We start from the raw sequence: 26,958 nt of genomic DNA, 5'->3' as shown, positions 1-26,958 counted from the left end.
GATGCGGACGCGCGGATGATCAGAACACCTTCAGGACGTAGGCCGCGACGAGCAGGCCGATGACGCCGACGGCGAGGACGCCAGCGACGGTCATCAGGATGACCGGGAGGGCGTTGCCGCGCTTCTTGGGCGGCGCGATCACGCCGCGGGTCGAGGTGTGCGTGCTGATGGCGCGGGATGCCCGCACCGGCTGCACCTCGGACGTGTTGAACTCGTTCTCCTCGCCGTCGAGCAGGCGGTCGATGTCGGAGGAGTCGATGCGGTCGGGGTGCGCGCCGGTCGCTCCCATGCCGCGCGGAAGGTCGATCGACCCGGTGACCAGGATCTCACCGGTCTGGGTGAGTGGCGAGCTGACGTCCGGCTGCGGGATGACCGGCAGGATGAGAGCGTTGGTCGTGGTCGCAGCGGTGGACTGGGTGACGTTGCGGGTCGTGATCGGCTGGTTCTGGTCGTCCAGTTCGGCCGCGGTCGACCAGTGACCGGTCGGCGGGGTGAAGGGGCGGCGCTCCTGCGCGGAGGTGTCCTCCTCCGGTTCGGCGGCGACAGCGGCCGCCGGCGCGGGCGCAGGCGTCTCGGCCTTGGGGGCGGACGGAGCGCCGAACGCGGCGAAGGGCGAGGTGGCGCTCTGGGTCACCGTGGTCTCGGGCTCGGCGGTGCGCGAGGCGCCGGGAGCGGACGACGGGGTGAGCGGAGCGAACGGCCACGCTGACTTCTCGCTGGTGGCCGGTGCGTCGGCCTCGGTCGGAACGGCGGTCGCGCTGGAGGCGGCTGCCGAGTCCTCCGCACCCTTCGCGGCCTCGGATTCGGGGCCGGACGTGAAGGTCACCGGGAACACCGGATCGCCGACGGTCGCCGGATGATTTGCCTGAGCGTTGGCCTCCTGCGCCTGCAGCATGGCCCGCAGTTCGCGCCGCGTGAGCGTGCGCTCCGGGGTCGCATCGCCGGCCGAGGGCGTGGTCGTCGACGACACCGGGGCACTGGAGGCGGCTGCGGGCGCCGAGTTCGCGGGCTGCAGGATCGCCATCGGCTGGGTGACCGGCTCGGGCTGCGAGGGGTCGGACGCCTGGCGGAACAGACCGAAGGAGTCGCCGGACGGCGAAGACACTCCGGGCTCGGCGAAGGCACTCGCCGGGATCGCGGGGCGCTCGGCCGCCGGAGCCGCGGCGGCGGTCTGAGCCGCGGCGGTCTGAGACGCGGCGGTCTCGGTGCCAGCGGTCTCGGGGCCAGCGGTCTCGGCAGCAGCGGCCTGGTCCTCCGCACGCTGCCCGGACGTGGTCATCTCCGGGATCTGGCCCGCAGGGGTCGGCTCGGCCGTGCCCGCGCGACGCGAGCGCTCGAACTCCCGTGCCTGTCGCCGCGTCTGCGCCTGCGGCTGGCCCGTCGGCGGCTGTTCAGGCCACGATGTCATGCCACGCTCCGATACAGATGGTGCTTGGAGATGTACTGAACGACCCCGTCCGGCACCAGGTACCAGACCGGGAATCCCCTGCTGACCCGGCTCCTGCAATCGGTCGAGGAGATCGCCAGGGCCGGAACTTCCAATAAGCTTACGTCCTGCTCCGGTAATCCAGAAATACTCAAGTCGTGTCCCGGGCGACTCACAGCAACGAAGTGGGCCAGCTCCCAGAGCTCGTCCACGTCGCGCCAGCTCAGGATCTGAGCGATCGCGTCCGCACCGGTGATGAAGAAGAGCTCGGCGTCGGGGCGCTCCTCGTGGAGGTCGCGCAACGTGTCGATCGTGTAGGTGGGGCCGCCGCGGTCGATGTCGACGCGGCTGACGGTGAACCGCGGGTTGGACGCGGTGGCGATGACCGTCATCAGGTAGCGGTGCTCCGCCGGGGTGACCGGACCCTTCTGCCAGGGCTGCCCGGTCGGCACGAAGATGACCTCGTCCAGGTCGAACGACTGGGCGACCTCGCTGGCGGCGACCAGGTGGCCGTGGTGGATCGGGTCGAAGGTGCCGCCCATCACGCCGATCCGCGGCCGTCCCGTCTGCGTCAGTTCCATGCCGCGGTCAGCCCGCGCCCGGGCCGGCTCAGTGTCCCTGGGTCGGGTGGCCGGTGCCGTGGTGCGTGGCACCCGGGGCGCCGGCGTGGGCGGCCGCGTCCGGAGCGGAGCGGTGGCTGTGCCGGTTGGCGACGTCCCTGAAGCTCCAGATCACGAACGCGAGGGCGATGAAGATGACGATCGCGATGGCGCCGAACGCCCAGGCCGGCATCGGGAGCTCGACGTGCGTCTCGGCCTCGGCGAGGACGGTCGTCAGGAATGACATCGTGCTCGGTCCTTTCTTAGGGCACTGCCCTTTCTGCGGACCTCACGGCCCGATGATGAGTCTAGCGGTCGCCTACGCCCGGACCTGGCCGGACCCGCGGACGATCCACTTGGTGCTGGTGAGCTCGGGCAGCCCCATGGGCCCCCGCGCGTGCAGTTTCTGGGTCGAGATGCCGACCTCGGCGCCGAAGCCGAACTCGCCGCCGTCTGTGAAGCGCGTCGAGGCGTTGACCATGACGACCGCCGAGTCGACCTCGGCGAGGAAGCGCTCGGCGTTCTCCAGGTCGCTCGTGATGATCGACTCGGTGTGCTGTGTCGAGTACCGGCGGATGTGGTCGATCGCCTCGTCGAGGTCGTCGACGACCTTGACCGAGATGTCGAGACTCATGTGCTCGGTGGCGTAGTCCTCGTCGGTCACGGGCACCCCGTCCGGAGCGAACGGCAGCGCCCGCTCGTCGGCGTGGATGGTGACCCCGGCGTCGCGCAGTGCGCCGAGCACCGGCGGCAGCAGCCGGTCGGCAGCGGCACGGTGCACCAGCAGCGTCTCGACCGCGTTGCACACGCTCGGCCGCTGGACCTTGGCGTTCCGCACGATGTCGACCGCCCAGTCCTCGCGAGCCGACTCGTCGAGCACCACGTGCACGACGCCGGCGCCCGTCTCGATGACCGGGACCGTGGACTGGGTGACGACCGTCTGGATGAGGTCAGCGCTCCCGCGCGGGATGAGCACGTCGACGAAGCCGCGCGCCGTCATCAGCTCGGCGGCGCCCTCTCGGCCGAAGTCGTCGATGGTCTGAACCGCGTCAGCGGGCAGACCGGCCGACGCCAGAGCCTGCTGGATCACCCGCACCAGCACGCGGTTGGTCTCGATGGCGGCACTCCCGCCGCGGAGCACCGCCGCATTGCCGCTCTTGATCGCGAGCGCCGCGATGTCGATGGTCACGTTGGGCCGCGCTTCGTAGATCGCGCCGACGACGCCGAACGGCACACGCACCTGCGTGATCTTGACGCCGTTCGGCAGCGAGCTGCCGCGCACCGCCTGGCCGACGGGGTCAGTCAGCCCGACGACCTCGAGCACCGCGTCGGCGAGACCCTGCAGGCGCGCCGGGCTCAGCGTCAGCCGGTCGAGGAGCCCCGTCGACAGGCCGTTCTCGCGGCCGTTCGCCAGGTCGAGCTCGTTGGCCGCCAGCACCTCGGCCGAGGACGCGAGCACACCGTCGGCGATCGCCCGCAGCGCGCGGTTCTTCTGCTCCGTGTTGGCCACGGCCAGCGCGCGCGACGCGGTCTTGGCGGCAGCGAGCCGTTCGTGCAGCGACAGCGTGGCGGCAGGCGCCTGGGTGATCGAGGACATGCGTCGATTCTAAGACGCAGCGGCGTCCGAGGTGACGGCCGGCGACGAACCTGTGGACGAGGTGGCGTCGGTCGGCGCAGGCGCGAACCAGGTGCCGACCTGCTCGCCGCGCAGCGCCTGCGACACCAGCGAGGTCGCGGTCAGGACGACGGCCGTGCCGCGCTCGGCGGCCTGTCGCGCCGCGGACACCTTGGTCACCGCTCCCCCGCTGCCGACGCCGGAGAGACCGGTGGAGCCGATCTCCACACCGGCGAGCTCGTCGTCCCAGCCGACGTGCTCGATGCGCTCGGCGCCGGGCTCGTGCGGCGGCTTCGTGTACAGGGCGTCCACATCCGACAGCAGCACCAGCAGGTCCGCCTCGACCAGCAGCGCGACGAGAGCCGCCAGCCGGTCGTTGTCGCCGAACCGGATCTCGTGCGTCGCCACCGTGTCGTTCTCGTTGACGATCGGCAGGATGCGGAGGTCGAGCAGCCGCTCCATGGCCCGCTTCGCGTTGCTCCGGTGCGTCGGGTTCTCCATGTCACCGGCCGTCAGCAGCACCTGGCCCGCCACGATGTCGTAGCGGTCGAGGCTGTCCTGATAGCGGTAGATCAGCACGTTCTGGCCGACCGCCGCCGCGGCCTGCTGCGTCGCGAGGTCGGTGGGACGCTCCGAGAGCGACAGGTACGGGATACCGGTCGCGATGGCACCGGAGGACACGAGGATGACCTGCGTGCCACGACCGTGCGCCTCGGCGAGGGCGTCGACCAGCGGCGCGATCTGTCCCGCGTTCTCGCCGCTGATGGACGACGAGCCCACCTTGACGACGATGCGCCGGGCGGTCGGGATCTGGCTGCGGTCGTCGATCGTCATCCCTCGCTGCTCTCCTCCTCCGCCGTGGGCACGGCGTTCTCGTCGTAGCTGTCGTCCTGCCAGAGTCCCGCCTCGCGTTCGCGCAGGAGCTCTTCGCGGGCCTCCGCCTTGGCGTCCATCCGATCGAAGTAGTCCTCGCGGCGCTGGTTGCGCGTCGGCCGGGCGTTGGTGTCCAGGCGCGAGTCGGTACCGCGCGGCGCCGTGATGAGCTCCGCGGTCGAGGTGAGCGTGGGCTCCCAGTCGAACACGACGCCGTTGTTCCGGCCGATGACGACGGTGGACCCGGCGACCGCGCCGGCGCGCACCAGCGCGTCTTCCACGCCCAGCTTCGCGAGACGGTCGGCCAGGTAGCCGACGGCCTCGTCGTTGGCGAAGTCGGTCTGGGCGACCCAGCGCTCGGGCTTCGCGCCCAGGATGCGGTAGACGGGGCCATCGGTGCCGCCCTCGACCTTCACCACGTAGCCGGAGTCGTCCACAGCCTTCGGCCGGATGACGATCCGCGGGCGCGCCTGCTCCAGCTCCAGCTGCTCCGTACGGGCCTTCTCGACGATCTCGGCCAGCGCGAACGACAGGGGGCGCAGGCCCTCGTGGCTGACGGTGGAGATCTCGAACACGCGGTAGCCGCGCTGCTCGAGCTCCGGGCGGACGAACTCGGCGAGCTCGCGCGCATCCGGCACGTCGATCTTGTTGAGGGCGATCAGCTGCGGGCGCTCCAGGAGCGGCGTCTGGCCTTCCGGCACGGGATAGGCGGCGAGCTCGGCGAGGATGACGTCGAGGTCGCTCAGCGGGTCGCGTCCGGGCTCGAGGGTCGCGCAGTCGAGCACATGCAGCAGGGCCGAGCACCGCTCGACGTGGCGCAGGAACTCCAGCCCCAGGCCGCGTCCCTCGCTCGCGCCCTCGATGAGGCCGGGGACGTCGGCGACGGTGTAGCGCACGTCGCCCGCCTGCACGACCCCGAGGTTCGGGTGGAGGGTCGTGAACGGGTAGTCGGCGATCTTCGGCTTGGCCGCGGAGAGCGCGGCGATCAGGCTCGACTTGCCGGCCGAGGGGTAGCCGACGAGCGCGATGTCGGCGACGGTCTTGAGCTCGAGGCGGATGTCGCCCTCCCACCCGGGCGTGCCGAGCAGGGCGAAGCCGGGCGCCTTGCGCTTCGGGTTCGCCAGAGCCGCGTTGCCGAGGCCGCCGACGCCGCCGGCCGCCGCGACGAAGCGCATGCCGGGCTCGGTGAGGTCCGCGAGCTCCACGCCGTCCTCATCCTTGACGACGGTTCCGACCGGGACGGGCAGCTCGAGGTCTTCGCCGGTGTGGCCGCTGCGGTGATCGCCCATCCCGAACCCGCCGTTCTCGCTCGCGCGATGCGGGTGGCGGTGGTAGCCGAGCAGGGTGGTGACCTGCGGGTCGGCGACGAGGATGATGTCTCCGCCGTTGCCGCCGTTGCCGCCGTCGGGGCCGGCCAGGGGCTTGAACTTCTCGCGGCGGACCGAGACGCACCCGTTTCCGCCGTTGCCCGCGCGCAAGTGCAATGTCACGCGGTCGACGAACGTCGCCATGGTGCTCTCCTATGTGTGGTGAAACGGCGGATGGGCGGGCCGAAGCCCGCCCATCCGGAAGTGGTGCTGGTGGCGACGGCTCAGGCCGAGGCCTCCACGATGTTGACGACCTTGCGGCCGCCCTTGGTGCCGAACTCGACCGCACCGGCGGCGAGGGCGAACAGCGTGTCGTCGCCGCCACGGCCGACGTTCACGCCGGGGTGGAAGTGCGTGCCGCGCTGGCGGACGAGGATCTCACCCGCGTTGACGGTCTGGCCGCCGAAGCGCTTGACGCCGAGGCGCTGCGCGTTGGAGTCGCGGCCGTTGCGAGTGGAGCTCGCTCCCTTTTTGTGTGCCATGGTTTCTTCTCCTCGAGAACGGTCTGTCGGCTACTTGATGCCGGTGATCTTGACGCGCGTGAGCTCCTGACGGTGGCCCTGGCGCTTCTTGTAGCCGGTCTTGTTCTTGAACTTCTGGATGACGATCTTCGGGCCGCGGAGGTCGCCCAGGACCTCGGCGGTCACGACGACCTTCGCGAGCGACTTGGCGTCGGAGGTGATCGTGTCACCGTCGACCAGCAGCACGGGCGCGAGCTGGACCGTGCCGTTCTCGTCGGCCTTGATGCGGTCCATCGTCACGATGGTGCCGACCTCGACCTTCTCCTGCCGGCCACCGGCGCGCACAACTGCGTAAACCACTTGTCAGTACCTTTTCGTCGGGGAACAGTTCCCGGCGCAGCCGCGGACCTGGTCCTGCTCTTCTACTTTGTTGGATATCACTGGCGAGTCCGCCCGTTCGCGTGCTGCGACCGACGGCTCTCAGAAAACCATGTTGGCGGCCGAGCAGCACCCGGCACACACCAACGGTCAACTTTACCCGACGCCCCGGCCATCGTCAATTCGCTGGGAAGCCTTCCGGCCGGCGTCGGAGCCCGTTCCTAGAATCATTCTATGACGGTCCTGATCGATCCCCCGGCATGGCCGGCCCACGGCATGTTGTGGTCGCACCTGGTCAGCGACGCGTCGCTCGACGAGCTGCACGCCTTCGCCGCGGCCAACGGCATCCAGTCCCGGGCGTTCGACCTCGACCACTACGACGTTCCCGACCGGCGCTACGACGAGCTCGTGGCCGCCGGGGCGCATCCCGTCTCCGGCCACGAGCTCGTGTCGCGACTGATCGCCAGCGGCCTGCGGGTGAAGGCCCGTGACCGCGTGCGGCGCCACTGAAGCGCTACTCGCCCTTCGGGGCCAGTTCGCCGCCGGCGATGACCGCGGTGCTGGCTCGACGGCTGCGGCTGCGGCCCTGTCCCGGCTCCTTCGGAGCGGGCAGCGCGTCGAGCACGGAGTCGAGCAGCAGCTCGGTCTCGTGCTGCGACGGCCGCTGGGGCGCGTGCACCGGCGCGGGCTCGGGGAGCTCGATCAGCGGGATACCGGCGTCGGCGGACTCCTGCGCAGCTTCCGGAGCATCCTCGGCCTGTGCCGGGTGCTCCTGCGCAGCGGCCTGCTGCTCCGGCGCCTGCTGACGGTCGGCGCCGCCCTTGCCCTTGCGGCGGCGCTTCTTGGTGGCCGTGACCTCGGTCACCGTCACCTCGGCGACGGTGACCTCCGCCACCTCCAGCTGCTCGCCCTCGGACGGCTTGGCCTCGTCCTCGTGGTGGTGGATGGTCGACGCCGCGATCTTGGCGAGCGCGTTCTTCGCGTCGTCGGTGATCTCGTGCGTGCCGGCGTGGCCGTTCCCGTTGCCGTTCCCGTTCGCGGCTCCGCCGTTGCCGTTCCCGGCGCCGGAGCCCCCGTTGCCGTTGCCGCCACGGCCGCGACGGCGCTCGTTCGGCTGCTGCTGCGGCTGGCGGTGCTTCACCACCGGGTCGTGGTGGACGATCACGCCGCGGCCCGCGCAGACCTCGCACGCCTCGCTGAACGTCTCGAGAAGGCCGAGGCCGAGCTTCTTGCGGGTCATCTGCACGAGTCCGAGCGAGGTCACCTCGGCGACCTGGTGCTTGGTCCGGTCGCGGCTCAGGCACTCCACCAGGCGGCGGAGGACGAGGTCGCGGTTCGACTCGAGCACCATGTCGATGAAGTCGACGACGATGATGCCGCCGATGTCGCGCAGGCGCAGCTGGCGGACGATCTCCTCCGCGGCCTCGAGGTTGTTCTTGGTGACGGTCTCCTCCAGGTTGCCGCCGGAGCCGACGTACTTGCCGGTGTTGACGTCCACGACCGTCATCGCCTCGGTGCGGTCGATCACGAGCGAACCACCCGAGGGCAGCCACACCTTGCGCTCCAGCGCCTTCTCGATCTGCTCGGTGATGCGGTACTCGTCGAACGCGTCGCGCTCGCCCTCGTACGGCTCCACGCGGTCGAGCAGGTCGGGAGCGACCTGACGGAGGTAGTTCTCGATCGTCTGGCGCGCGTCGTCGCCGGCGATGATCAGCTTCTGGAAGTCCTCGTTGAAGACGTCGCGGATGATCTTGATCAGGAGGTCCGGCTCGCTGTGGAGCAGCGCGGGGGCCTGCTGGGTCTCGACGCGCTGGCTGATGTCCGCCCACTGCGCGGTGAGGCGGTTGACGTCGAGCGTCAGCTGCTCCTCGGTTGCGCCCTCGGCGGCGGTGCGGACGATCACGCCGGCGCTCTCCGGCAGCACCTCCTTGAGGATCTTCTTGAGGCGCGCGCGCTCGGTGTCCGGAAGCTTGCGGCTGATGCCGTTCATGGAGCCGTTGGGCACGTACACGAGGTAACGGCCGGGCAGCGAGATCTGGCTGGTGAGCCGGGCGCCCTTGTGGCCGACCGGGTCCTTCGTGACCTGGACGAGGACGCGGTCCCCCGCCTTCAGCGCCAGCTCGATGCGGCGCGGCTGGTTGCCGGTCTCGACGGCATCCCAGTCGACCTCGCCGGAGTACAGCACGGCGTTGCGGCCACGGCCGATGTCGACGAAGGCGGCCTCCATGCTCGGCAGGACGTTCTGCACCCGGCCGAGGTAGACGTTGCCGATGAGCGACGCCTCCTGCGAGCGGGCGACGTAGTGCTCGACGAGGACCTTGTCCTCCAGCACGCCGATCTGGATGCGTCCGCCTTTGGAGCGGACCACCATCTGGCGGTCGACGGACTCGCGGCGGGCCAGGAACTCGGCCTCGGTGATGACGGGACGGCGGCGACCGGCGTCGCGGCCGTCGCGGCGGCGCTGCTTCTTCGCCTCGAGGCGCGTGGAGCCCTTGACCTTCTGGGGCTCGGTGATCAGCTCCGGCTCGCGCGGCGTACGGACCTTGACGACGGTATTGGCCGGGTCGTTGGCCCCTTCGCGGCCGGATTCCCCGGCGCGGCGGCGGGAGCGGCGGCGGACGCCGGTGGCCGGCTCCTCCTCGCCCTCCGGAAGCGGGGGCAGCGGGAGGATGTCGGGCGCCTGGAAGAGCAGCGTGGTCGGTGGCAGGCCGGGCGCGGAGGCCGCGGCCGGGGTCTCGCCGTCGCCCAGCTTCTCCGGGAGAGCCGGCGGCTCCGGCGTCACGGGCGCGGTCGGGTCGACCTGCGCCGCGGGAGCGGTCTGCTCGGCCGGAGCGTCGGCGGCAGGCGCGTCGGCGGCCGGCGCCTCGGCGGCCGGCTCCTCGGCGACGGGCGCGTCAGGCGTCGGCGTGACGGTCTCGGAAATGCTCGGTGCCGCTCTCTTCACCACGCGTCGCGCGCCGAAGAGGCCCTTGCGCTTCCGTCCTCCCGTCTCCGTCTCGTTGTCGTTCGTGTTGTCGATATTCTCGTTATCCACCATCGCTGGTGCACTCCTCGACCGGCGGCGGTTCCCCGCTCGCCGGGTACTCTCCGTCGGGAGGCGGCGCGTGCGGCGCCTCCCTCAATCCTGTTCGGATGCCGCCGGGCTCGTGGCGCGGCGGGCCTCCTTCTCACTGTTCTGCGCCGGCCTCTTCGGCCGGCCTTTCACTGGGCGCTCCAGGGCGCCCGCAAGCCTTTTGTCGTTCCTCCCGGCCGGGGCCGGGACGACTGCTGCAACGATTATCGCACGGGCCGCGCTCCGGGAGGTCTCCTCCCAGGGCGACACGCAGGCGTCGTGCCATAATCCGAGGGTGTCCGACCTTCCCACCGAGGCCGCCTACCGCCGCCCGACCGCTCTCGCCGTGTTCCTCATCGTCGCCGGGGCCATCGGCCTCTGGGCCGCGTTCATGCTCACGGTGGACAAGTTCCACCTGCTCGAGGACCCGAACGCGCAGCTGTCCTGCAACTTCTCGGTGCTGGTCGGCTGCTCCAAGAACCTGAACTCCTGGCAGGGCTCGCTGCTCGGCTTCCCGAACCCCCTGCTCGGGATCGGCGGCTGGACGGCCACGATCGCCGTCGGCGTGGGCCTCCTCGCGACCCGCGCGCGCTTCGCCCGCTGGTACTGGATCGCGTTCAACGTCGGCGTGCTGCTGGCGCTGGTGCTCGTCATCTTCCTGATCACGCAGTCGCTGACGGTGCTCAACGTGCTGTGCCCGTGGTGCATGGTCACCTGGGTGGTCACCATCCCGACGTTCTGGGCGGTGACGCTGTACAACCTCAAGGAGGGCAACATCCCCGTGCCGGAGCGAGCGCGTCGCGTGTTCGCGACGCTGTACAGCTGGGTGCCCCTCATCACGATCGTCTGCTACGCGATCGTCGCCGTCCTGGCGCAGATCCAGCTCGACTGGATCCACCGCGCCTTCATCTGACCCTTCTGGTTGACGCGACACGCCGTCCGGTCGGGTGACCGGACGGCGTGTCGCGTCAAGGAGAAGCAGTGGCGGGTCAGCCGAACCAGAGGGCGAGCTCGCGCTGGGCGGACTCGGGCGAGTCGGATCCGTGCACGAGGTTCTGCTGCACCTTCAGGCCCCAGTCGCGGGCCAGGTCGCCGCGGATGGTGCCGGGGGCGGCGGTTGTCGGGTCGGTCGCGCCGGCGAGCGAGCGGAAGCCCTCGATGACGCGGTTGCCCGCGAGGCGGATGGCCACGATCGGGCCCGACTCCATGAACTCCACCAGCGGCTCGTAGAACGGCTTGCCCTCGTGCTCGGCGTAGTGCTGCGCGAGCAGGTCGCGGTCGGCCTGCAGCATCCGCAGGTCGACGAGCGAGTAGCCCTTCGCCTCGATGCGGCGCAGGATCTCGCCGGTCAGGCTGCGAGCGACACCGTCCGGCTTGATGAGGACGAGGGTCTCTTCGACGGCACTGGTCATGGGTTCTCCGTTCCGTTTCCGGCAGCCCGTGCGGCTGCCTGATTGTTTCGGTCGATGCGCGCGGCGGCGATCATGCAGTACGCCCACATGGCGGTGAAGATCGCGCCGACGATGAAGAAGGCGGGGACGAGGAGGCCGGCGGCCACGAGGACCACCTGCACGATCCATCCGAGGACCACGCCGACGGTGTTCCGCAGCAGCCCGATCGCGACGATCATCAGCACGATCAGCGCCGCTCCCCCGCCGAGTGCGACCCACGCGGGCAGCGCCTGCAGGCCGAACAGCACCAGCGCGCCGAGGAACACGACCAGCAGTTCGAAGCCGAGGACGATGGAGCCGAGCATCTCCCGCAGGGAGCGCTGACGGCGTGGCCGCCCGGCCTTCGGCGCGGGCTCGGGCGCGTCGGTCACGACGCCGCCTGCTTCCACTCCTGCTCCTCGGCGTACGCCATCGCCTGACCGACCAGCACGATGCTGCCGGCGACGACGACGGCGCGCTTCGGCCCGTCCTGGGCCCACTCGCGGGCGCCCTCGAGCGCGTCGATCGCGTCCGAGTAGACGATGACCGCCTCGTCGCCGACCTCGTCGCGGACCAGGTCGCCGAAGTCCTCGGCGTCGCGCGCCCGGTCGGAGCCGGGCTGCGTCACGAAGAACTGGGTGGCCACTGGAGCGAGCGCGCGGATGACGCCCCGCGCGTCCTTGTCCTCCAGGATGCCGACGACGAACGTGATCTCGTCGAAGTCGAAGTAGCTGCGGAGCGCGCTCGCGAGGGTTTCAGCACCGGCCGGGTTGTGCGCGGCGTCGACGAGGATGCTCGGCTCGATGCCGATGAGCTGGAGGCGTCCGGGCGAGGTCGCCGTCGCGAAGCCCTCCTCGACCAGGTCGGCCTTGAGCGGCTGCGTACCACGGCCGAGGAAGGTCTCGACCGCCGCGACCGCCACAGCGGCGTTCTGCGCCTGGTGGTCGCCGTACAGCGGCAGGAAGACGTCCTCGTAGGTGGCCGCCCGGCCGCGGATCGTGACGAGCTGGCCGCCCACGGCGACGCGCGTCGCGGCGACGTCGAAGTCGCGCGGCTGCTCGGCGAACGTCGACTCGGTCAGCTCGGACGCCTCCCGCAGCACGCGGTCCGCCTCCGGCGCCTGCGACGACGACACGACGTCCGCCGACGGCTTGATGATGCCGGACTTGGTGCGCGCGATCTCCTCGACGGTGTCGCCGAGCGCCTTGGTGTGGTCGAGCGCGATCGGCGTGAAGACCGCCACCTGGCCGTCGCCGACGTTGGTCGAGTCCCACTCGCCGCCCATGCCGACCTCGATCACGGCGACGTCGACCGGGGCGTCCGCGAACGCGGAGAAGGCGAGCGCGGTCAGCGCCTCGAAGAACGTCAGCGGCGCCTTGCCCTGCTCCTCCAGCTCCGCGTCGACGATGTCGAGGTACGGGCTGATGTCGTCCCAGTTGCGCACCAGCGCCTCGTCCGCGATGGGTTCGCCGTCGATGACGATGCGCTCGTTGAAGCGCACCAGGTGCGGGCTCGTGAGCAGGCCAGTGCGCAGCCCGTAGGCGCGCAGCAGGCTCTCGGCGATGCGGCTCGTCGACGTCTTGCCGTTGGTGCCGGTGATGTGGATGATCGGGTACGCCCGCTGCGGGTCGCCCAGCAGCTCCACGGCACGGCGGGTGGCCTCGAGACGCCGTTCGGGCGCCCCCTCGCCGATGCGGGCGAGCAGGGCCTGGTAGACCTCGTCCGCGCGGTCGCGGAAGTCCTCGTCGTCGGTCACAGGGCCGCCTCCTCCACCTTGGTCACGCCGACCGTGAACGCACCGGCGTTGGCGAACTGCCCGGCGCCGAAGCCCTGCGCGAAGGCCGCGTCCTCGTCCGATGCTCCCGCAGCCGACACCTGCACCGCCAGGGCCAGCGTCTCGGTCGCGATGTCGACGTCGCCGGCGAGACCGAGCGCGCGCGCGTCGTCCTCGTGCTCGAACGTCAGGCTCAGCCGGATGCGGTCGCTCACGTCGAGCCCGGCCGCCTTGCGGGTGTCCTGCACCGCGCGGATCACGTCGCGCGCCAGACCCTCGGCCTCCAGCTCCGGCGTGGTCGCGGTGTCGAGCAGCACGAAGCCGCCGCCCGCGAGCAGCGCCAGCGCCGAGCTGTCGTCGCCGGTGCCGGCGGTCTCGAGCACGAGGTCGTACTCCCCCTCCACCAGCTGGATGCCGCCCACGGTCACGACGCCGTCCGCCTCGGACCAGTCGCCGGCGCGCGCGGCCTGGATCACCTGCTGCACCTGCTTGCCGAGGCGCGGACCCGCAGCCCTGGCGTTGACGGTCAGCTTGCTCGTGATGCCGTAGCGCGCCGCGCTGTCGTCCTGCAGCTCGACCAGCTCGACCGCCTTGACGTTGAGCTCGTCGCGCAGGATGCCCTCGAAGGGACGCAGCGCCTCCGCGTTCTCGGCGACCACGGTCAACGACGCGAGCGGCAGGCGCACGCGGCGGCCTGCCTGCTTGCGCAGCGACAGCGCGGTCGAGCTGATCGCGCGGATCCGGTCCATCGCGTCCACCAGGGCGTCGTCGGCCGGGAACTCCCCCGCCTCCGGCCAGTCCGTGAGGTGCACGGAGCGGCCGCCGGTGAGGTCCTTCCAGATGCGCTCGCTGACGAGCGGCAGCAAGGGGGCTGCGACACGGGTCAGCGTCTCGAGCACCGTGTACAGCGTGTCGAACGCCTCGGAACCGTTGCCCGACTCATCCACGCCCTCCCAGAACCGGTCGCGCGAGCGGCGCACGTACCAGTTGGTGAGCACGTCGGCGAAGTCGCGCAGCTTTGCTGCGGCGAGCGTCGAGTCCAGACCCTCCAGGTCGGCCGTGACCTCCTCCACCAGATCGCGGGTCTTGGCGAGCAGGTAGCGGTCGAGCACGTCGGTGGACGCGGTGGAGCGCTTCGCCTCGTAACCGGTCGCGTTGGCGTACAGCGAGAAGAAGTACCAGGTGTTCCACAGCGGCAGCAGAACCTGGCGGACGCCCTCTCGGATGCCCTCCTCGGTGACGACGAGGTTGCCGCCGCGCAGCACCGGGCTCGACATGAGGAACCAGCGCATCGCGTCGGAGCCGTCACGGTCGAAGACCTCGTTGACGTCGGGGTAGTTGCGCAGCGACTTGGACATCTTCTGCCCGTCGCTGCCCAGCACGATGCCGTGGCTGATCACGTTCTTGAACGCGGGCCGGTCGAACAGCGCGGTGGCGAGCGTGTGCAGCAGGTAGAACCAGCCGCGCGTCTGCCCGATGTACTCGACGATGAAGTCGGCCGGGTTGTGCGTGTCGAACCAGTCGTGGTTCTCGAACGGATAGTGCACCTGCGCGAACGGCATCGAGCCGGAGTCGAACCACACGTCGAGCACGTCCGGGATGCGGCGCATCGTGGAGCGGCCGGTCGGGTCGTCCGGGTTCGGGCGCGTCAGCTCGTCGATGAAGGGACGGTGCAGGTCCGGCTCCCCCGCGGCGTTGAGCGGCAGGCGGCCGAAGTCGCGCTCCAGGTCCTCCAGGGAACCGTAGACGTCGACGCGCGGGTACGCCGGGTCGTCGCTCTTCCAGACCGGGATCGGCGAGCCGAAGTACCGGTTGCGCGAGACGGACCAGTCGCGGGCGCCGGCGAGCCACTTGCCGAACTGGCCGTCCTTGACGTTCTCGGGCACCCAGGTGATCTGCTGGTTGAGCTCGCCCATCCGGTCGCGGAAGTCGGTGACCCGGACGAACCAGCTCGACACCGCCTTGTAGATCAGCGGGTTACGGCAGCGCCAGCAGTGCGGGTACGAGTGCTCGTAGCTCGCCTGGCGCAGCAGCCGGCCCTGCTCCTTCAGCATCCGGGTCAGCGGCTTGTTGGCGTCGAACACCTGCAGGCCGGCGACCTCCGGAACGTCGGGCAGGAAGCGGCCGCCGTCGTCCACCGAGATGATGACCGGGATGCCGGCCTTCTCGGTGACGCGCTGGTCGTCCTCGCCGTAGGCCGGGGCCTGGTGCACGATGCCGGTGCCGTCCTCGACCGTGACGTAGTCGTCGACGAGGATGCGCCACGCGTTCTGCGTGCCCCACTTCTCGGTGTCGGCGTAGAAGTCCCAGAGGCGGTCGTACTCGACGTCCGCCAGCTCGGAGCCGAGGACCGTGCCGGTCACGGCGGCGAGGGCGTCGGCGGCGGACTCGTAGCCGAGGTCCTTCGCATAGTTGCCGAGGAGGCTCTTCGCGATCAGGTACCGGCCACTCAGCACCTCCTGGTCCGGGTCGCCGTACGAGTCGGCGGCGCCGTTCGGGCCGGAGGGGACCACCGCGTACTCGATCTCGGGACCGACGGCCAGAGCGAGGTTGGTCGGGAGGGTCCACGGCGTGGTCGTCCAGGCGAGGGCGCGCACGCCGGTGAGGCCCAGCACCTCCGCCTTCTCGCCGACCAGCGGGAAGGTGACCGTGACCGTCTGGTCCTGACGCATCTTGTAGACGTCGTCGTCCATCCGCAGCTCGTGGTTGGACAGCGGGGTCTGGTCGCGCCAGCAGTACGGCAACACGCGGTAGCCCTCGTAGGCGAGACCCTTCTCGTGCAGTTGCTTGAACGCCCAGATCACCGACTCCATGTAGCTGGTGTCGAGCGTCTTGTAGTCGTTGTCGAAGTCGACCCAGCGCGCCTGGCGGGTGACGTACTCACGCCATTCGCGGGTGTACCGGAGGACGGAGTCCTTCGCGGCCTGGTTGAAGGCGGCGAGCCCCATCTCCTCGATCTGGCTCTTGTCGGTGATGCCGAGCTGCCGCTCCGCCTCGAGCTCGGCGGGCAGACCGTGGGTGTCCCAGCCGAAGCGGCGCTCCACCTTCTTTCCGCGCATGGTCTGGAAGCGCGGGAAGACGTCCTTGGCGTAGCCGGTCAGCAGGTGGCCGTAGTGCGGCAGGCCGTTGGCGAACGGCGGGCCGTCGTAGAAGACCCACTCCTCGGCGCCGTCGCGGTTGTCGATGGAGGCGCGGAAGGTGCCGTCCTCGTCCCAGAACTTCAGGACGTCGGTCTCGATCTCGGGGAAGACGGGGCTGGGCGTCACCTCGGCGCGCGTGGCGTCGGCGTTCTGGTCGCGCTCGGCGCCTTCGTTCGAGTCCGGCGCGGACTTGGGGTACGGCATCTCTCTCCTGGCAGGTTTCACGTGCTGCACGAGGACGCCGGACGCTCGCACGCCCGTCGCGGTACCACCCCGCTTGCCCGCTCCGCCTCCGTCGCCGGGGAGGGCCTCTCATCGTTCGGCTGTGACGGGCCGGTCCCGTTCGGTTCTACTGGGCGGCGCTCGCGCGCCGCCGTTCTTCCGAAGACTCCCCGGCGATACCCGGATCACAGTCTGTGCCTCTATCTTATCGGCTTCCCGGCGCACTGTGGAGGACGGCGGCGTAGCCGTCGCAGACGGGCGCGACCGCGTCGCGGACGAGCGGGGTGAGCGGTCCGCGGCCCACGCCGGCACGCGCCCACGCCGTCGCGGCGGAGACCGCGGCGCCCACGACCGCGGTCGCGGCGGCGCGCGGCAGCAGCGCGTCAGACGACGCTCCGGCGCGAGTGGCGATGAACGCCTGCAGCCGCCGCACGAGCGCCAGGAACCGCGGCAGCGCCGACGCCTGCAGCTCCGCGTCCGTCCCCATCAGCTCCACCTGCGTCACGGCGAGCGGCAGGCGACCCGGCCCGAAGGCATCGGCGAGGCGCGTCATCGCCTCGAGCACCGCGTCCATCGGCGCCAGTTCGGACGAGACGGAGGCGAGCGTGCCGTCGAACGCCGTCAGCGCTTCATCCACCTCGAGCCACAGCAGGTCGCTCTTCGACCCGACGTAATTGAAGAAGGTGGCCCGGCTGACCCCGGCGCGCCGGGCGATGTCGTCGACCGTGGTGCCGGAGTAGGTCTGCTCCAGGAACAGCTCGGCGGCCGCCTCGGCGATCATCGCGCGGGAGGAGGAGCGGGGCCGACCGGCGCCGGACGGACGCGGGGAATGGGCGACGGACATCCGGTGTTCTCCTTCCGTGCCATTATTGGACCCGGTCCAAATACTATTCCGTTTTCGAAGGACAGCCGTGACTACCACCGCAACCCCCGTCCGCAGCGAGACCGATCGCCCCGGCATCACCCCCGGCACCGCCCGACGCGTCACCATCGCGTCGTTCGTCGGCACCGCGCTCGAGTCGTACGACTTCTACCTGTACGCGTACTTCGCCGCGTTCTTCGTGGGTCCCCTCTTCTTCGCGCCGCTCGGCGCGTTCGGCGGCGCGCTCGCCGGCTTCCTCGCCATCGCGGCGGGCTTCGTCATCCGCCCGGTGGGCGCCATCGTGTTCGGCCACCTCGGCGACCGGATCGGGCGCCGTCCGACCCTGTTGATCACGATCCTGATCATGGGCCTCAGCACCGGCCTCGTCGGCGTGCTGCCGACCTACGCGGCGGCCGGATGGTTCGGCGCGATCGCGATCGTGCTGCTGCGCCTGCTGCAGGGCTTCTCGGTCGGCGGCGAGTGGGGCGGCTCCATCCTGCTCGCGACCGAGTACGCGAACCCGAAGAAGCGCGGCTTCTACGCGGCGCTCCCCCAGCTCGGCTCGCCGGTCGGCTCCATCCTGAGCGCGGTCGTCTTCATCGTGCTGACCCTCACCCTCTCCACGGCCGACATCGCGGCGTGGGGATGGCGCATCCCGTTCCTGACGGCGTTCCCGCTCCTCCTCGTCTCGCTCTACCTGCGCTGGTCGATCGACGAGACGCCGGTGTTCCGCAAGCTCCTCGAGACCGGCACCCGCGACCGCTTCCCCGTCGTGGACGTCTTCCGCAAGGCCCCGACCGGCTTCATCATCGGCATCGGCGCGGCCATCCTCGGCATCGGCTCGTACTCGCTGATGAACACGTACATGGTCGACTACGGCACCGCGGTGCTGGGCTTCAAGTACCAGGACCTCCTGGTCGCCACGACGATCGGCGGCCTGCTGCAGCTGATCACCATCCCGCTGTTCGGCGCCTGGGCGGCGCGGATCGGGTCGGCGAAGGTGGTTGCGTACGGCGCGATCGGGACGCTGATCGTCGCGTTCCCGATGTACTTCCTGCTCCAGTACGCGAACTTCGGCATCCTGGTCGGGAGCATGATCATCGGCGGCATCCTGCCCACCCTCTCCTGGGCGGCGCTCGGCGGCCTGATGTCGGACCTCTTCCCGAGCGATGTGCGCTACAGCGGCCTCTCGGTCGCGTACAGCATCGCGGCGCTGCTCACCTCGTTCGTCCCGGCGCTGACGCTGATCTTCGGCCACGCGACCGGCAACGCGTGGTGGCACCCGGGCATCGTGCTCGCCGTGATGTCGATCATCACGCTGGTGGCGGCCCTGTTCGCCGCGCGCCGCACGCCGTACGTCGACGAGGTCTGAGCGAGGCGCGGGCGCGTTCGGTACGCTGGTAGGGATCCCACACTCAGGCACCCCGAGGACACGGTGCCGCATATATCGAATCGGAGGACCCCTATGAGCACGCCGAACGTGCCCGAGAAGCCCGCCCTGGAAGGGCTCGAGGCCAAGTGGGGTGACCGCTGGCAGAGCGACGGCACCTTCCGGTTCGATCGGGAGGCCGCGCTCGCGGCCGGTCGCGACGGGGTCTACTCCATCGACACCCCGCCGCCGACGGCCTCCGGTTCGCTGCACATCGGCCACGTCTTCAGCTACACGCACACGGACGTGGTGGCGCGCTTCCACCGCATGCGCGGGCAGAAGGTGTTCTACCCGATGGGCTGGGACGACAACGGCCTGCCGACGGAGCGCCGCGTCCAGAACTACTACGGCGTGCGCTGCGACCCGTCGCTGCCGTACGACCCGGACTTCACCCCTCCCTTCGAGGGCGGCGACAACAAGAGCACCAAGGCGGCCGACCAGAAGCCGATCTCGCGCCGCAACTTCATCGAGCTGTGCGAGCGGCTGACCGAGGAGGACGAGAAGCAGTTCGAGGCGCTGTGGCGCACGCTCGGCCTCTCCGTCGACTGGTCGCAGACCTACCGCACCATCGGCCGCGACTCGATCCACACCTCCCAGCTGGCGTTCCTGCGGAACATCGAGCGCGGCGAGGCGTACCAGGCGCAGGCGCCGACGCTGTGGGACATCACGTTCCGCACCGCGGTCGCCCAGGCCGAGCTGGAGGACCGCGAGCAGCCGAGCGCGTACCACCGCGTCGCGTTCCACGGCGCCGATGGTCCGATCCACATCGAGACCACCCGCCCGGAACTGCTGCCCGCCTGTGTGGCGCTGGTCGCGCATCCTGACGACGAGCGCTACCAGGCGCTGTTCGGCACCACCGTGCGCACCCCGCTGTTCGACGTCGAGGTGCCCGTCGTGGCCCACCACCTCGCGCAGCCGGACAAGGGATCGGGCATCGCCATGATCTGCACGTTCGGCGACATCACCGACGTGACCTGGTGGCGCGAGCTCGACCTCCCGAACCGCGCGATCATCGGCTTCGACGGCCGCATCCTCCCCGAGCCGCCCGCGGTGATCACCTCGGACGCCGGACGCGCCGCGTACGCGGAGCTGGCCGGCAAGACCGTGTTCTCGGCCAAGCAGGCCGTGGTCGAGCTGCTGCGCGCCTCCGGCGACCTCGAGGGCGAGCCCAAGCCCATCCAGCACCCGGTGAAGTTCTTCGAGAAGGGCGACAAGCCGCTCGAGATCGTCTCGACGCGCCAGTGGTACGTCAAGAACGGCGCCCGCGACGAGGAGCTGCGCGCGCGGCTCATCGAGCTCGGCCGCGAGATCGACTGGCACCCCGACTTCATGCGCATCCGCTACGAGAACTGGGTGAACGGGCTCACCGGCGACTGGCTGATCTCGCGCCAGCGCTTCTTCGGCGTGCCGATCCCGGTCTGGTACCCGCTGGACGGTGTCGGCAACCCGCTGTTCGACCAGCCGATCATCCCCACCGAAGACCTCCTGCCGGTCGACCCGTCGTCCGACACGGCGCCCGGCTTCGAGGAGTCGCAGCGCGGCCAGGCCGGCGGCTTCGTCGGCGAGCACGACGTCATGGACACGTGGATGACGTCCTCCCTGACGCCGCAGCTCGCGGGCGGATGGATGCGAGACCCCGAGCTGTTCGACGCCGTCTTCCCCTATGACCTGCGCCCGCAGGGCCAGGACATCATCCGCACCTGGCTGTTCTCGACGCTCCTTCGCGCGAAGCTCGAGGCGGATGTGGCGCCGTGGACGAACGCGGCGCTCTCCGGCTTCATCGTCGACCCCGATCGCAAGAAGATGTCGAAGTCGAAGGGCAACGTGGTCACGCCCGCCGACATCCTCGAGAAGCACGGCTCCGACGCTGTGCGGTACTGGGCGGCGTCCAGCCGGCTCGGGACGGACGCGGCGTTCGACCCGCAGAACCCGACCCAGATCAAGATCGGCCGCCGTCTGGCGATCAAGCTGCTCAACGCGGCCAAGTTCATCCTCGGCTTCGACGCGCCGGCGTCGCTCGACCTCGACCAGGTCACCAGCCCGCTCGACCGGAGCATGCTGCAGAACCTGGCCGGCGTGGTGGCGGACGCGACCGCCGCGCTCGACGGCTACGACCATGCCCGGGCGCTGGAGATCGCCGAGACGTTCTTCTGGACGTTCTGCGACGACTACCTGGAGCTCGTGAAGGAGCGCGCCTACGGCGAGGACTCGGCCGAGAAGACCTCGGCCGTTGTCGCTCTCCGCGTCGCGCTGTCGACGTTCCTCCGCCTGTTCGCGCCCGTGCTGCCGTTCGCGGCCGAGGAGGCGTGGAGCTGGTCCGAGGAGGGCTCGGTGCACGTCGCCGCGTGGCCGGAGCCGTCCGAGGTGGCGCAGGACTGGAGTGCCGACCGCGATGTCCTCGCCATCGTCGGCCGCGCTCTGACCGGCATCCGAGGCGCGAAGACCGCCGCGAAGGCCTCGCAGCGCACCCCGGTCGACTCGGCGGTCATCGCGGGCCCGGACGTCGAAATCGCGGCCGTCGAATCCGCCGCGGGCGACCTCCGCTCGGTGGGCAGGATCGCGGACCTCCGCTTCGCCTCCGCCGAAGAGCTGACGGTGACCGATATCCTGCTCGCCGCAGCCCCGAGCGAGGAGGAACGATGACAGCGAGCGTTCGCAAGGTCGAGGACAACGAGTTCTTCACCTGGCTCGACCTCTACGTCGGCTACGGCGAGTTCTACGACACCGCCGTCACCGACGAGAAGGCGCTCCTGGTGTGGAGCTGGATCTCCGACCCGGAGAACGAGCTGGAGGCGTACTTCGCGGTCGACGAGGAGGGCACGCCGATCGGGCTCGCGCACGTGCGCGAGTTCGTGCGTCCCCTCGACGGCAGCAAGGGCCTGTACCTGGATGACCTCTTCGTCTCGCCCGACGCGCGCGGCGCAGGGGCCGGCTCGGCGCTGCTGGAGGCCGCGCGTGAGTCCGCCAAGGAGCGCGGTCTCTCGGTCGTCCGGTGGATCACCGCGAAGGACAACGAGACCGCCCGCCGCCTCTACGACAAGGTCGCCGAGAAGACCAAGTGGGTCACCTACGACCTCGTCCCCTGAACCCGACCGCGATATGGTCGGAACACGCAGCGTGCATGCATTCGGGCGCGCAACGGGAACGGAGGAATCCATGTCGATCGAGGTTCGACCGGTCAGGGACGGCGATTTCTTCGCCTGGCTCGATGTGTACGCGCAGTACGCCGAGTTCTACGACACGCAGCTGACCGACCAGAAGGCGCTCGTGCTGTGGTCGTGGCTGACGGCTCCCGAGCACGAGGAGAACGGCTACGTGGCCGTCGACGGCGACCGGATCGTCGGGCTCGCCCACGTGCGCGAGTTCGCCCGCCCGCTGGAGGGCGACCGGGGCCTCTTCGTGGACGACCTGTTCGTCATCGAGGAGGAGCGCGGCAAGGGCGTCGGCGGCCAGCTGCTGCAGCAGGCCCGCTCGCTCGCCGAGGAACGCGGCCTCGGGGTCGTGCAGTGGATCACCGCGCACGACAACGAGACCGCCCAGAAGCTCTATGACGCGGTCGCGAACCGCACCCAGTGGGTCACGTACGAGATCGACCTGGCGAGCGCCCCGACGACCGCCGGGCGCGCCTGATGCAGCTGGGGACGCGGTGGAGCGTCGGCGAGCAGGCTCCCGCGAACCTCCCGGAGGTCGTCGCCTACGCGGTGCAGACGGTCGAGGAGGAGCTGGTCGCGACCGACGTGGAGACCACCGGCTGGAAGTGGACGCTGACCTGGCTCGAGGGCAAGCCCGTCGTCACGCTCGACGACGGAACCGAGATCCGGTACAACCCGTCGGAGGACTCGGCGACCATCACGCAGCCGGTCGAGACGGACACCTCCGACTACGACGTGGACGAGGCCTGACCCGTCCCTCCCGGCGTGTCGGGTGTTCGCCCACCGAACAGCATCGATGGGACGCAACACGCCGTCTTCGCACAGGTGAAACGGCGTGTTGCGTCCCATCGACGCGTCGGGTCAGCGCGGGAGCTGCGGGAGGGTGCGGGCGGCGTGCTCGCGGGTGCGCTCGATGAGCGCGACGCGCTCGGCGTCGCGGGGGGCACGGGCCAGCGGGCGGTCGGCCCACGCGGTGAGCGCCTTCCCGGCGCGGGCGGCCAGGCGGTGCGTGAACGGACGGTACGTGGAGACGAGGACGGCGGTCATGACGGTTGTCCTTCCGGGATGGGTTCGGCAGCCGGCTCCTGCACGGAGGCCGACAGGATGAGGCGGGACGCGATGAGCGTCAGGACGACCACCAGCCCGCCGCCGATGACGAACGGCAGCCGGAGGTCGATGCGGGCGACGAAGCCGCCCAGGACGGTCGCGATGGGGGTCAGCCCCCACCCGATGGTGCGGACGATGCCGAGCGCACGGCCCAGCATGGCGCCCGGGATGATGGCCTGGCGGATGGCGCCCCACGGGACGTTCCACACCGCCACGCCGAAGGCTCCGATCGCGTAGGCAGCGATCGCGATCGCGACGTTCGCGGTGAGGCCGACGCCGAGGATGCCGACGCCGCTGACCAGGATCGCCCAGAACATCACGCGGCCCCGGCCGAGACGGGCGACGAACCGCGGCGAGAGCAGAGCCCCCACGAGCGCGCCGACCCCGATCGCCGCCGTGACGACGCCGATGAGAGCGGCCGGGACGTGGAACGTCTGCAGCAGGAGCAGCACCACGCTGCCCTGCGCGAACGCCAGCGCAGAGGCCGTGATCGAGGTGAGCACGATCATCCAGCGGAGGAAGCGGTGGTCCCAGAGGTAGCGGACGACCGCCGCGAGCGGAGGCCGGGCAGGTGCATCCGCGCCGCCTTCACCGGCGCGATGCGTGTGCGCCGCCGCGGCCGGGATGCTCAGCGCGAGGAGCCCCGCCACCAGGAAGCCCGCTCCGGTCAGCCAGATCGGCAGCGCGATGGCGGCCGCGAAGAGGAACCCGGCGACCGGTGTCGCGATGAAGTTCTGAATGGTGATCTCGGCCGACTGCATCCGCCCGTTGGCGCGGTCCAACTGGTCGCGGGTGACGAGCGCCGGCACGACCGTGGTCGTCGCGTTGTCGAAGACCGTCTCCCCCAGCCCGAAGGCGAGGACGCACACGTACAGCAGCCAGATCGTCAGCGTGTCGGTCGTGATCAGCAGGGCCAGCGCGGTCGCGACCGCGAAGCGCAGCGAGTTGGCCACGGCCATCGCGATGCGGCGATCCACCCGGTCGAGCAGCATCCCGGCCGGGATGCCGAAGAACAGCCACGGCAGGAACGTCACGGCGCTGACGCCCGCGATCAGGGCTGGGTCACGCGTGAGGGTCGTCGCGATCAGCGGGACGGCGGTACGGCCGATGCCGTCGGCGAGGTTGCTCGCGATCGCGGACGTCCACAAGCGCGCGAACCCGCGGCCCAGCGGGGCGTTCGCGGCGACGGGTACGGCGGCGGACATCAGCGGTCCTCCTGCTCCACCAGCGGGAAGGCGTTGAACTGCACCTGCGCGCGCTTGCGCTCCCCCAGCTCCACGCCCGCGGCCTCGGCGTCCGCGGCCTCGGCCTTCCACTTCGCCTTCAGCCGCGACTGCAGCTCGTAGTACTCGCGGCCCAGCTCGGCCAGCTGCTCGCGCGTCACCTCGAGGTGGGAGGTGGAGAGGGTGCTCGACTCCATCCACTCGAAGCCGAAGGTGTCGATGCCGCGGCGGAGGAAGGCGGTGAGCCGGCGCTCGTTGTTCTGCTGCCAGCCGAGCGAGACGAGCTCGTTGGCCTCACGGCCGGCCGGGGTGTCGAGGGTTTCCGGTGAGCCGATGGTCACACCACCGGGCGCCATCCGCCACCACCGCTCTCGGCCCGAGCCGCGCTCGGTGTCCTCGACGATGATGTCGTGCTTGGCGAGCTGGCGGAGGTGGTAGCTCGTCGCTCCGCTGGACTCCCCCAGCCGCTCGGCGAGCATGGAGGCGGTGGCCGGACCGAAGTCGGACAGCTCGTTCATGATCTCGACGCGCAGCGGGTGCGCGAGGGCCCGCAGCGCCGCCATGCCCAGGGCGTCCTCGTGCGGGAACTTTCCGCCTGCCGCACCGATCGGCGCCGGCTTCTGCTCGTCTGTCATGTGCCCCAGATTAGCCATGCAAAGAGTTCTTTGCAACTGGTTCTTTGCATTGATTTGTTTGCAAGGAATTCTTTGCGAAGCGTCCTCCGGGGTGTCTAGGCTGGACGCATGACCGACGCCGCGAATCCTTTCTTCTCGCCCAGCACCCTCCCGTACGGCCTCCCGCCCTTCGCCGAGATCCGCGACGAGCACTACCGCCCCGCCTTCGAGCAGGGAATGGAGGAGCAGCTGGCCGAGGTCGCGGCTATCGTCGACGACGGCGAGGCGCCGACGTTCGAGAACACCCTGCTCCCGCTCGAACGGAGCGGGCAGACGCTGCAGCGCGTCGCGGAGGTCTTCTTCAACAAGAGCTCGTCCGACAGCACCGACTTCACCAACGAGCTGGAGGAGGAGATCGCGCCCCGCCTCGCCGCGCAGAGCGACGCCATCCGGCTGAACCCGGCGCTGTACGCGCGGATCGCCGACCTGCACGGCCGCTTCGACGATCTCGGCCTCGATGCCGAGTCGCGCTATCTGGTCGAGCGCTACTACACCGAGTTCACGCTCGCCGGCGCCGGCCTCGACGATGCGGGCAAGGAGAAGCTGCGCGAGTACAACCAGCGGCTCTCCACCCTGACGACCCGGTTCGAGAAGAACCTGCTCGCGGACACCAACGACCTCGCCGTCGTGTTCGACACCGCGGAGGAGCTGGACGGGCTGGGCGAGGGCGAGCTGTCCGCGGCCGCGCAGGCCGCCGCCGACCGCGGCCTCGACGGGAAGTACGTCGTCACCCTCGTACTGCCGACCGGCCACCCGTGGCTCGCCGACCTCACCCGGCGCGAGTCCCGCGAACGGATCATGACGGCCTCTCGCTCGCGCGGGACCCGCGGCGGAGACCACGACACCCGCGACCTCGTGCTCGAGATCACGCGGCTCCGCGCCGAGCGCGCCCGCCTGCTCGGCTTCGACACGCACGCCGCGTACGTCACCGCCGACGAGACAGCCCGCACACCCGAGGCCGTCGCCGACATGCTGGGGCGCCTCGCTCCCCCGGCAGCACGGAACGCCCGCGCCGAGCAGTCCGACCTGCAGCGGCAGCTTCCCGACGGCGAGACCGTCGAGGCGTGGGACTGGGCGCACCTCACCGGGAAGGTCCGCGCCGAGAAGTTCGACGTGGACTTCGCCGCGATGCGACCGTACTTCGAAGCCGAGCGCGTACTGCACGACGGGGTCTTCTACGCGGCCAACCGGCTCTACGGCATCACGTTCGAGGAGCGTCCCGACCTGGTCGCGTATCACCCGGAGGCGCGCGTCTTCGAGGTGCGCAACGAGGACGGCTCGGGCCTCGGCCTCTACATCCTCGACCTCTACACCCGCGACTCGAAGCGCGGCGGCGCGTGGATGAATCCCCTCATCTCCCAGTCGGCACTGCTCGACACCCCGACGGTCGTCGTCAACAACCTCAACGTCCCGAAGCCCGCCGCGGGCGAGCCGACGCTGCTGACGTACGACGAGACGAACACCCTCTTCCACGAGTTCGGGCATGCACTGCACGGTCTGTTCGCGCGGGTGACCTATCCCAAATTCGCCGGCACCAATGTGTTCCGGGATTTCGTCGAGTTCCCCAGCCAGGTGAACGAGATGTGGATGCTGTGGCCCGAAGTGCTCGAGAACTACGCCGTTCACCACGTCACCGGCGAGCGGATGCCGCAGGAGCTCGTCGACCGGCTGCACGCCGCCGAGGGCTTCAACGAGGGCTTCGCCACCAGCGAGTACCTGGCCGCCGCGCTGCTCGACCAGGCGTGGCACCGGATCACCGCCGATGACACCGTGACCGACGTGGCGGCCTTCGAGACGGAGGCGCTGGCCGCCGTCGGGCTCGACAACCCGGCCGTCCCGCCGCGGTACGCGAGCACCTACTTCGCGCACACCTTCTCGGGCGGGTACGACGCGGGCTACTACTCCTACATCTGGAGCGAGGTGCTCGACGCCGACACCGTGGAGTGGTTCCGCGAGCACGGCGGGCTGCTGCGCGAGAACGGCGACCGCTTCCGGCAGCGGCTGCTCGGCGTGGGCGGGTCCAAGGACCCGCTGGAGGCGTACCGCGACTTCCGCGGCCGGGACGCCGAGATCGAGCCGCTGCTGAAGCGACGCGGCCTCGACGGCTGAGACAGGTATAGCCGCCTCTCCGCAGCTCCCTCTACGCTGTGCCCATCCGGCTGGACCGGCGGGAG

25 protein-coding genes are annotated in these 26,958 nt (G+C 70.3%); 8 read left to right on the top strand and 17 right to left on the bottom strand.

Annotated features, from left to right (window positions below):
* Positions 1-19: 19 nt before the first annotated feature.
* The 8 genes from AB0P25_RS16350 to rplU all read right to left on the bottom strand — a co-directional run bounded on the left by AB0P25_RS16350 (position 20) and on the right by rplU (position 6,701).
* Complete coding sequence (locus AB0P25_RS16350; protein WP_363808732.1) at positions 20-1,408, bottom strand: hypothetical protein; 1,389 nt, start codon at positions 1,406-1,408, stop codon at positions 20-22.
* A complete protein-coding gene (nadD, locus tag AB0P25_RS16345) occupies positions 1,405-2,007 on the bottom strand; it encodes a nicotinate-nucleotide adenylyltransferase (RefSeq protein WP_363808730.1) in 603 nt (200 codons plus the stop codon). The genes AB0P25_RS16350 and nadD overlap by 4 nt, the downstream gene beginning before the upstream one ends.
* A 28-nt stretch (positions 2,008-2,035) precedes the next feature.
* Positions 2,036-2,272 carry a hypothetical protein gene (locus AB0P25_RS16340; RefSeq protein ID WP_363808727.1) on the bottom strand — a complete coding sequence of 79 codons (237 nt, stop codon included), beginning with the start codon at positions 2,270-2,272 and terminating at the stop codon, positions 2,036-2,038.
* Positions 2,273-2,344: 72 nt separating this feature from the next.
* Positions 2,345-3,622 carry a glutamate-5-semialdehyde dehydrogenase gene (locus tag AB0P25_RS16335; protein ID WP_363808725.1) on the bottom strand — a complete coding sequence of 426 codons (1,278 nt, stop codon included), beginning with the start codon at positions 3,620-3,622 and terminating at the stop codon, positions 2,345-2,347.
* 9 nt (positions 3,623-3,631) lie between these two features.
* Positions 3,632-4,474 (bottom strand): glutamate 5-kinase, encoded by an 843-nt coding sequence (gene proB, locus AB0P25_RS16330; RefSeq protein WP_363808723.1) that lies wholly within the window; start codon positions 4,472-4,474, stop codon positions 3,632-3,634.
* The gene (obgE, locus tag AB0P25_RS16325) at positions 4,471-6,024 is read right to left on the bottom strand and encodes a GTPase ObgE (RefSeq protein ID WP_363808720.1); all 1,554 of its coding nucleotides are present in this window, start codon (positions 6,022-6,024) and stop codon (positions 4,471-4,473) included. The genes proB and obgE overlap by 4 nt, the downstream gene beginning before the upstream one ends.
* An 80-nt stretch (positions 6,025-6,104) precedes the next feature.
* Positions 6,105-6,362, bottom strand: coding sequence for a 50S ribosomal protein L27 (gene rpmA / locus AB0P25_RS16320; protein WP_064108854.1), 258 nt, complete (start codon positions 6,360-6,362; stop codon positions 6,105-6,107).
* A gap of 30 nt (positions 6,363-6,392) precedes the next feature.
* Positions 6,393-6,701, bottom strand: coding sequence for a 50S ribosomal protein L21 (gene rplU / locus AB0P25_RS16315; RefSeq protein WP_082888862.1), 309 nt, complete (start codon positions 6,699-6,701; stop codon positions 6,393-6,395).
* Positions 6,702-6,953: 252 nt separating this feature from the next.
* On the opposite strand from rplU, the gene AB0P25_RS16310 reads away from it, so the two are divergent.
* On the top strand, positions 6,954-7,229 hold the full coding sequence (locus AB0P25_RS16310) for a DUF4031 domain-containing protein (protein WP_363808717.1): 276 nt from the start codon (positions 6,954-6,956) through the stop codon (positions 7,227-7,229).
* 4 nt (positions 7,230-7,233) lie between these two features.
* Here the strand turns inward: AB0P25_RS16310 and AB0P25_RS16305 are convergent, their stop codons facing one another.
* The gene (locus AB0P25_RS16305; RefSeq protein WP_363808714.1) at positions 7,234-9,756 is read right to left on the bottom strand and encodes an Rne/Rng family ribonuclease; all 2,523 of its coding nucleotides are present in this window, start codon (positions 9,754-9,756) and stop codon (positions 7,234-7,236) included.
* Between the two features lie 310 nt (positions 9,757-10,066).
* Between AB0P25_RS16305 and AB0P25_RS16300 the strand changes: the two genes are divergently transcribed.
* Entirely contained in the window at positions 10,067-10,684 is a 618-nt protein-coding gene (locus AB0P25_RS16300; RefSeq protein WP_363808712.1) for a vitamin K epoxide reductase family protein, read from the top strand.
* Positions 10,685-10,760: 76 nt separating this feature from the next.
* On the opposite strand, the gene ndk is transcribed toward AB0P25_RS16300, so the two are convergent.
* From ndk to AB0P25_RS16275, 5 genes are all read right to left on the bottom strand, one after another.
* On the bottom strand, positions 10,761-11,183 hold the full coding sequence (ndk, locus tag AB0P25_RS16295) for a nucleoside-diphosphate kinase (protein WP_363808710.1): 423 nt from the start codon (positions 11,181-11,183) through the stop codon (positions 10,761-10,763).
* Entirely contained in the window at positions 11,180-11,593 is a 414-nt protein-coding gene (locus AB0P25_RS16290; protein ID WP_363808707.1) for a DUF4233 domain-containing protein, read from the bottom strand. Before AB0P25_RS16290 ends, ndk begins: the two co-directional genes overlap by 4 nt.
* Entirely contained in the window at positions 11,590-12,957 is a 1,368-nt protein-coding gene (locus tag AB0P25_RS16285) for a folylpolyglutamate synthase/dihydrofolate synthase family protein (protein ID WP_363808704.1), read from the bottom strand. The genes AB0P25_RS16290 and AB0P25_RS16285 overlap by 4 nt, the downstream gene beginning before the upstream one ends.
* Positions 12,954-16,319, bottom strand: a complete 3,366-nt coding sequence (gene ileS, locus AB0P25_RS16280; RefSeq protein WP_363808702.1) for an isoleucine--tRNA ligase — start codon at positions 16,317-16,319, stop codon at positions 12,954-12,956. Before ileS ends, AB0P25_RS16285 begins: the two co-directional genes overlap by 4 nt.
* Positions 16,320-16,542: 223 nt before the next feature.
* Entirely contained in the window at positions 16,543-17,181 is a 639-nt protein-coding gene (locus AB0P25_RS16275) for a TetR/AcrR family transcriptional regulator (RefSeq protein WP_363808699.1), read from the bottom strand.
* A 67-nt stretch (positions 17,182-17,248) separates the two neighbouring features.
* Here AB0P25_RS16275 and AB0P25_RS16270 point away from each other — a divergent pair, with 67 nt between their 5' ends.
* The 5 genes from AB0P25_RS16270 to AB0P25_RS16250 all read left to right on the top strand — a co-directional run bounded on the left by AB0P25_RS16270 (position 17,249) and on the right by AB0P25_RS16250 (position 22,530).
* Positions 17,249-18,571 (top strand): MFS transporter, encoded by a 1,323-nt coding sequence (locus AB0P25_RS16270; protein ID WP_363808697.1) that lies wholly within the window; start codon positions 17,249-17,251, stop codon positions 18,569-18,571.
* Between the two features lie 93 nt (positions 18,572-18,664).
* Complete coding sequence (valS, locus tag AB0P25_RS16265; RefSeq protein WP_363808695.1) at positions 18,665-21,271, top strand: valine--tRNA ligase; 2,607 nt, start codon at positions 18,665-18,667, stop codon at positions 21,269-21,271.
* Positions 21,268-21,714 carry a GNAT family N-acetyltransferase gene (locus tag AB0P25_RS16260; RefSeq protein WP_363808693.1) on the top strand — a complete coding sequence of 149 codons (447 nt, stop codon included), beginning with the start codon at positions 21,268-21,270 and terminating at the stop codon, positions 21,712-21,714. The genes valS and AB0P25_RS16260 overlap by 4 nt, the downstream gene beginning before the upstream one ends.
* A 70-nt stretch (positions 21,715-21,784) precedes the next feature.
* Complete coding sequence (locus tag AB0P25_RS16255) at positions 21,785-22,258, top strand: GNAT family N-acetyltransferase (protein ID WP_363808690.1); 474 nt, start codon at positions 21,785-21,787, stop codon at positions 22,256-22,258.
* A complete protein-coding gene (locus AB0P25_RS16250; RefSeq protein ID WP_363808688.1) occupies positions 22,258-22,530 on the top strand; it encodes a hypothetical protein in 273 nt (90 codons plus the stop codon). The genes AB0P25_RS16255 and AB0P25_RS16250 overlap by 1 nt, the downstream gene beginning before the upstream one ends.
* Positions 22,531-22,641: 111 nt before the next feature.
* Here AB0P25_RS16250 and AB0P25_RS16245 read toward each other — a convergent pair whose 3' ends face one another.
* From AB0P25_RS16245 to AB0P25_RS16235, 3 genes are read right to left on the bottom strand one after another with little or no spacing between them, the layout of a single operon-like run.
* A complete protein-coding gene (locus AB0P25_RS16245; RefSeq protein ID WP_064108840.1) occupies positions 22,642-22,827 on the bottom strand; it encodes a hypothetical protein in 186 nt (61 codons plus the stop codon).
* Positions 22,824-24,092 (bottom strand): MFS transporter, encoded by a 1,269-nt coding sequence (locus AB0P25_RS16240; RefSeq protein ID WP_363808685.1) that lies wholly within the window; start codon positions 24,090-24,092, stop codon positions 22,824-22,826. The genes AB0P25_RS16245 and AB0P25_RS16240 overlap by 4 nt, the downstream gene beginning before the upstream one ends.
* Positions 24,092-24,745, bottom strand: a complete 654-nt coding sequence (locus AB0P25_RS16235) for a helix-turn-helix domain-containing protein (RefSeq protein WP_363808683.1) — start codon at positions 24,743-24,745, stop codon at positions 24,092-24,094. Before AB0P25_RS16235 ends, AB0P25_RS16240 begins: the two co-directional genes overlap by 1 nt.
* 108 nt (positions 24,746-24,853) lie before the next feature.
* Between AB0P25_RS16235 and AB0P25_RS16230 the strand changes: the two genes are divergently transcribed.
* Complete coding sequence (locus AB0P25_RS16230; RefSeq protein ID WP_363808681.1) at positions 24,854-26,893, top strand: M3 family metallopeptidase; 2,040 nt, start codon at positions 24,854-24,856, stop codon at positions 26,891-26,893.
* Positions 26,894-26,958 lie beyond the last annotated feature (65 nt).

The organism is Leifsonia sp. NPDC077715 (genome assembly GCF_040686855.1).
In the GTDB taxonomy this organism is placed as follows: domain Bacteria; phylum Actinomycetota; class Actinomycetes; order Actinomycetales; family Microbacteriaceae; genus Leifsonia.
Note: the sequence above shows the minus strand (reverse complement) of the source record. Positions and strands in the feature narration are given on the sequence as shown.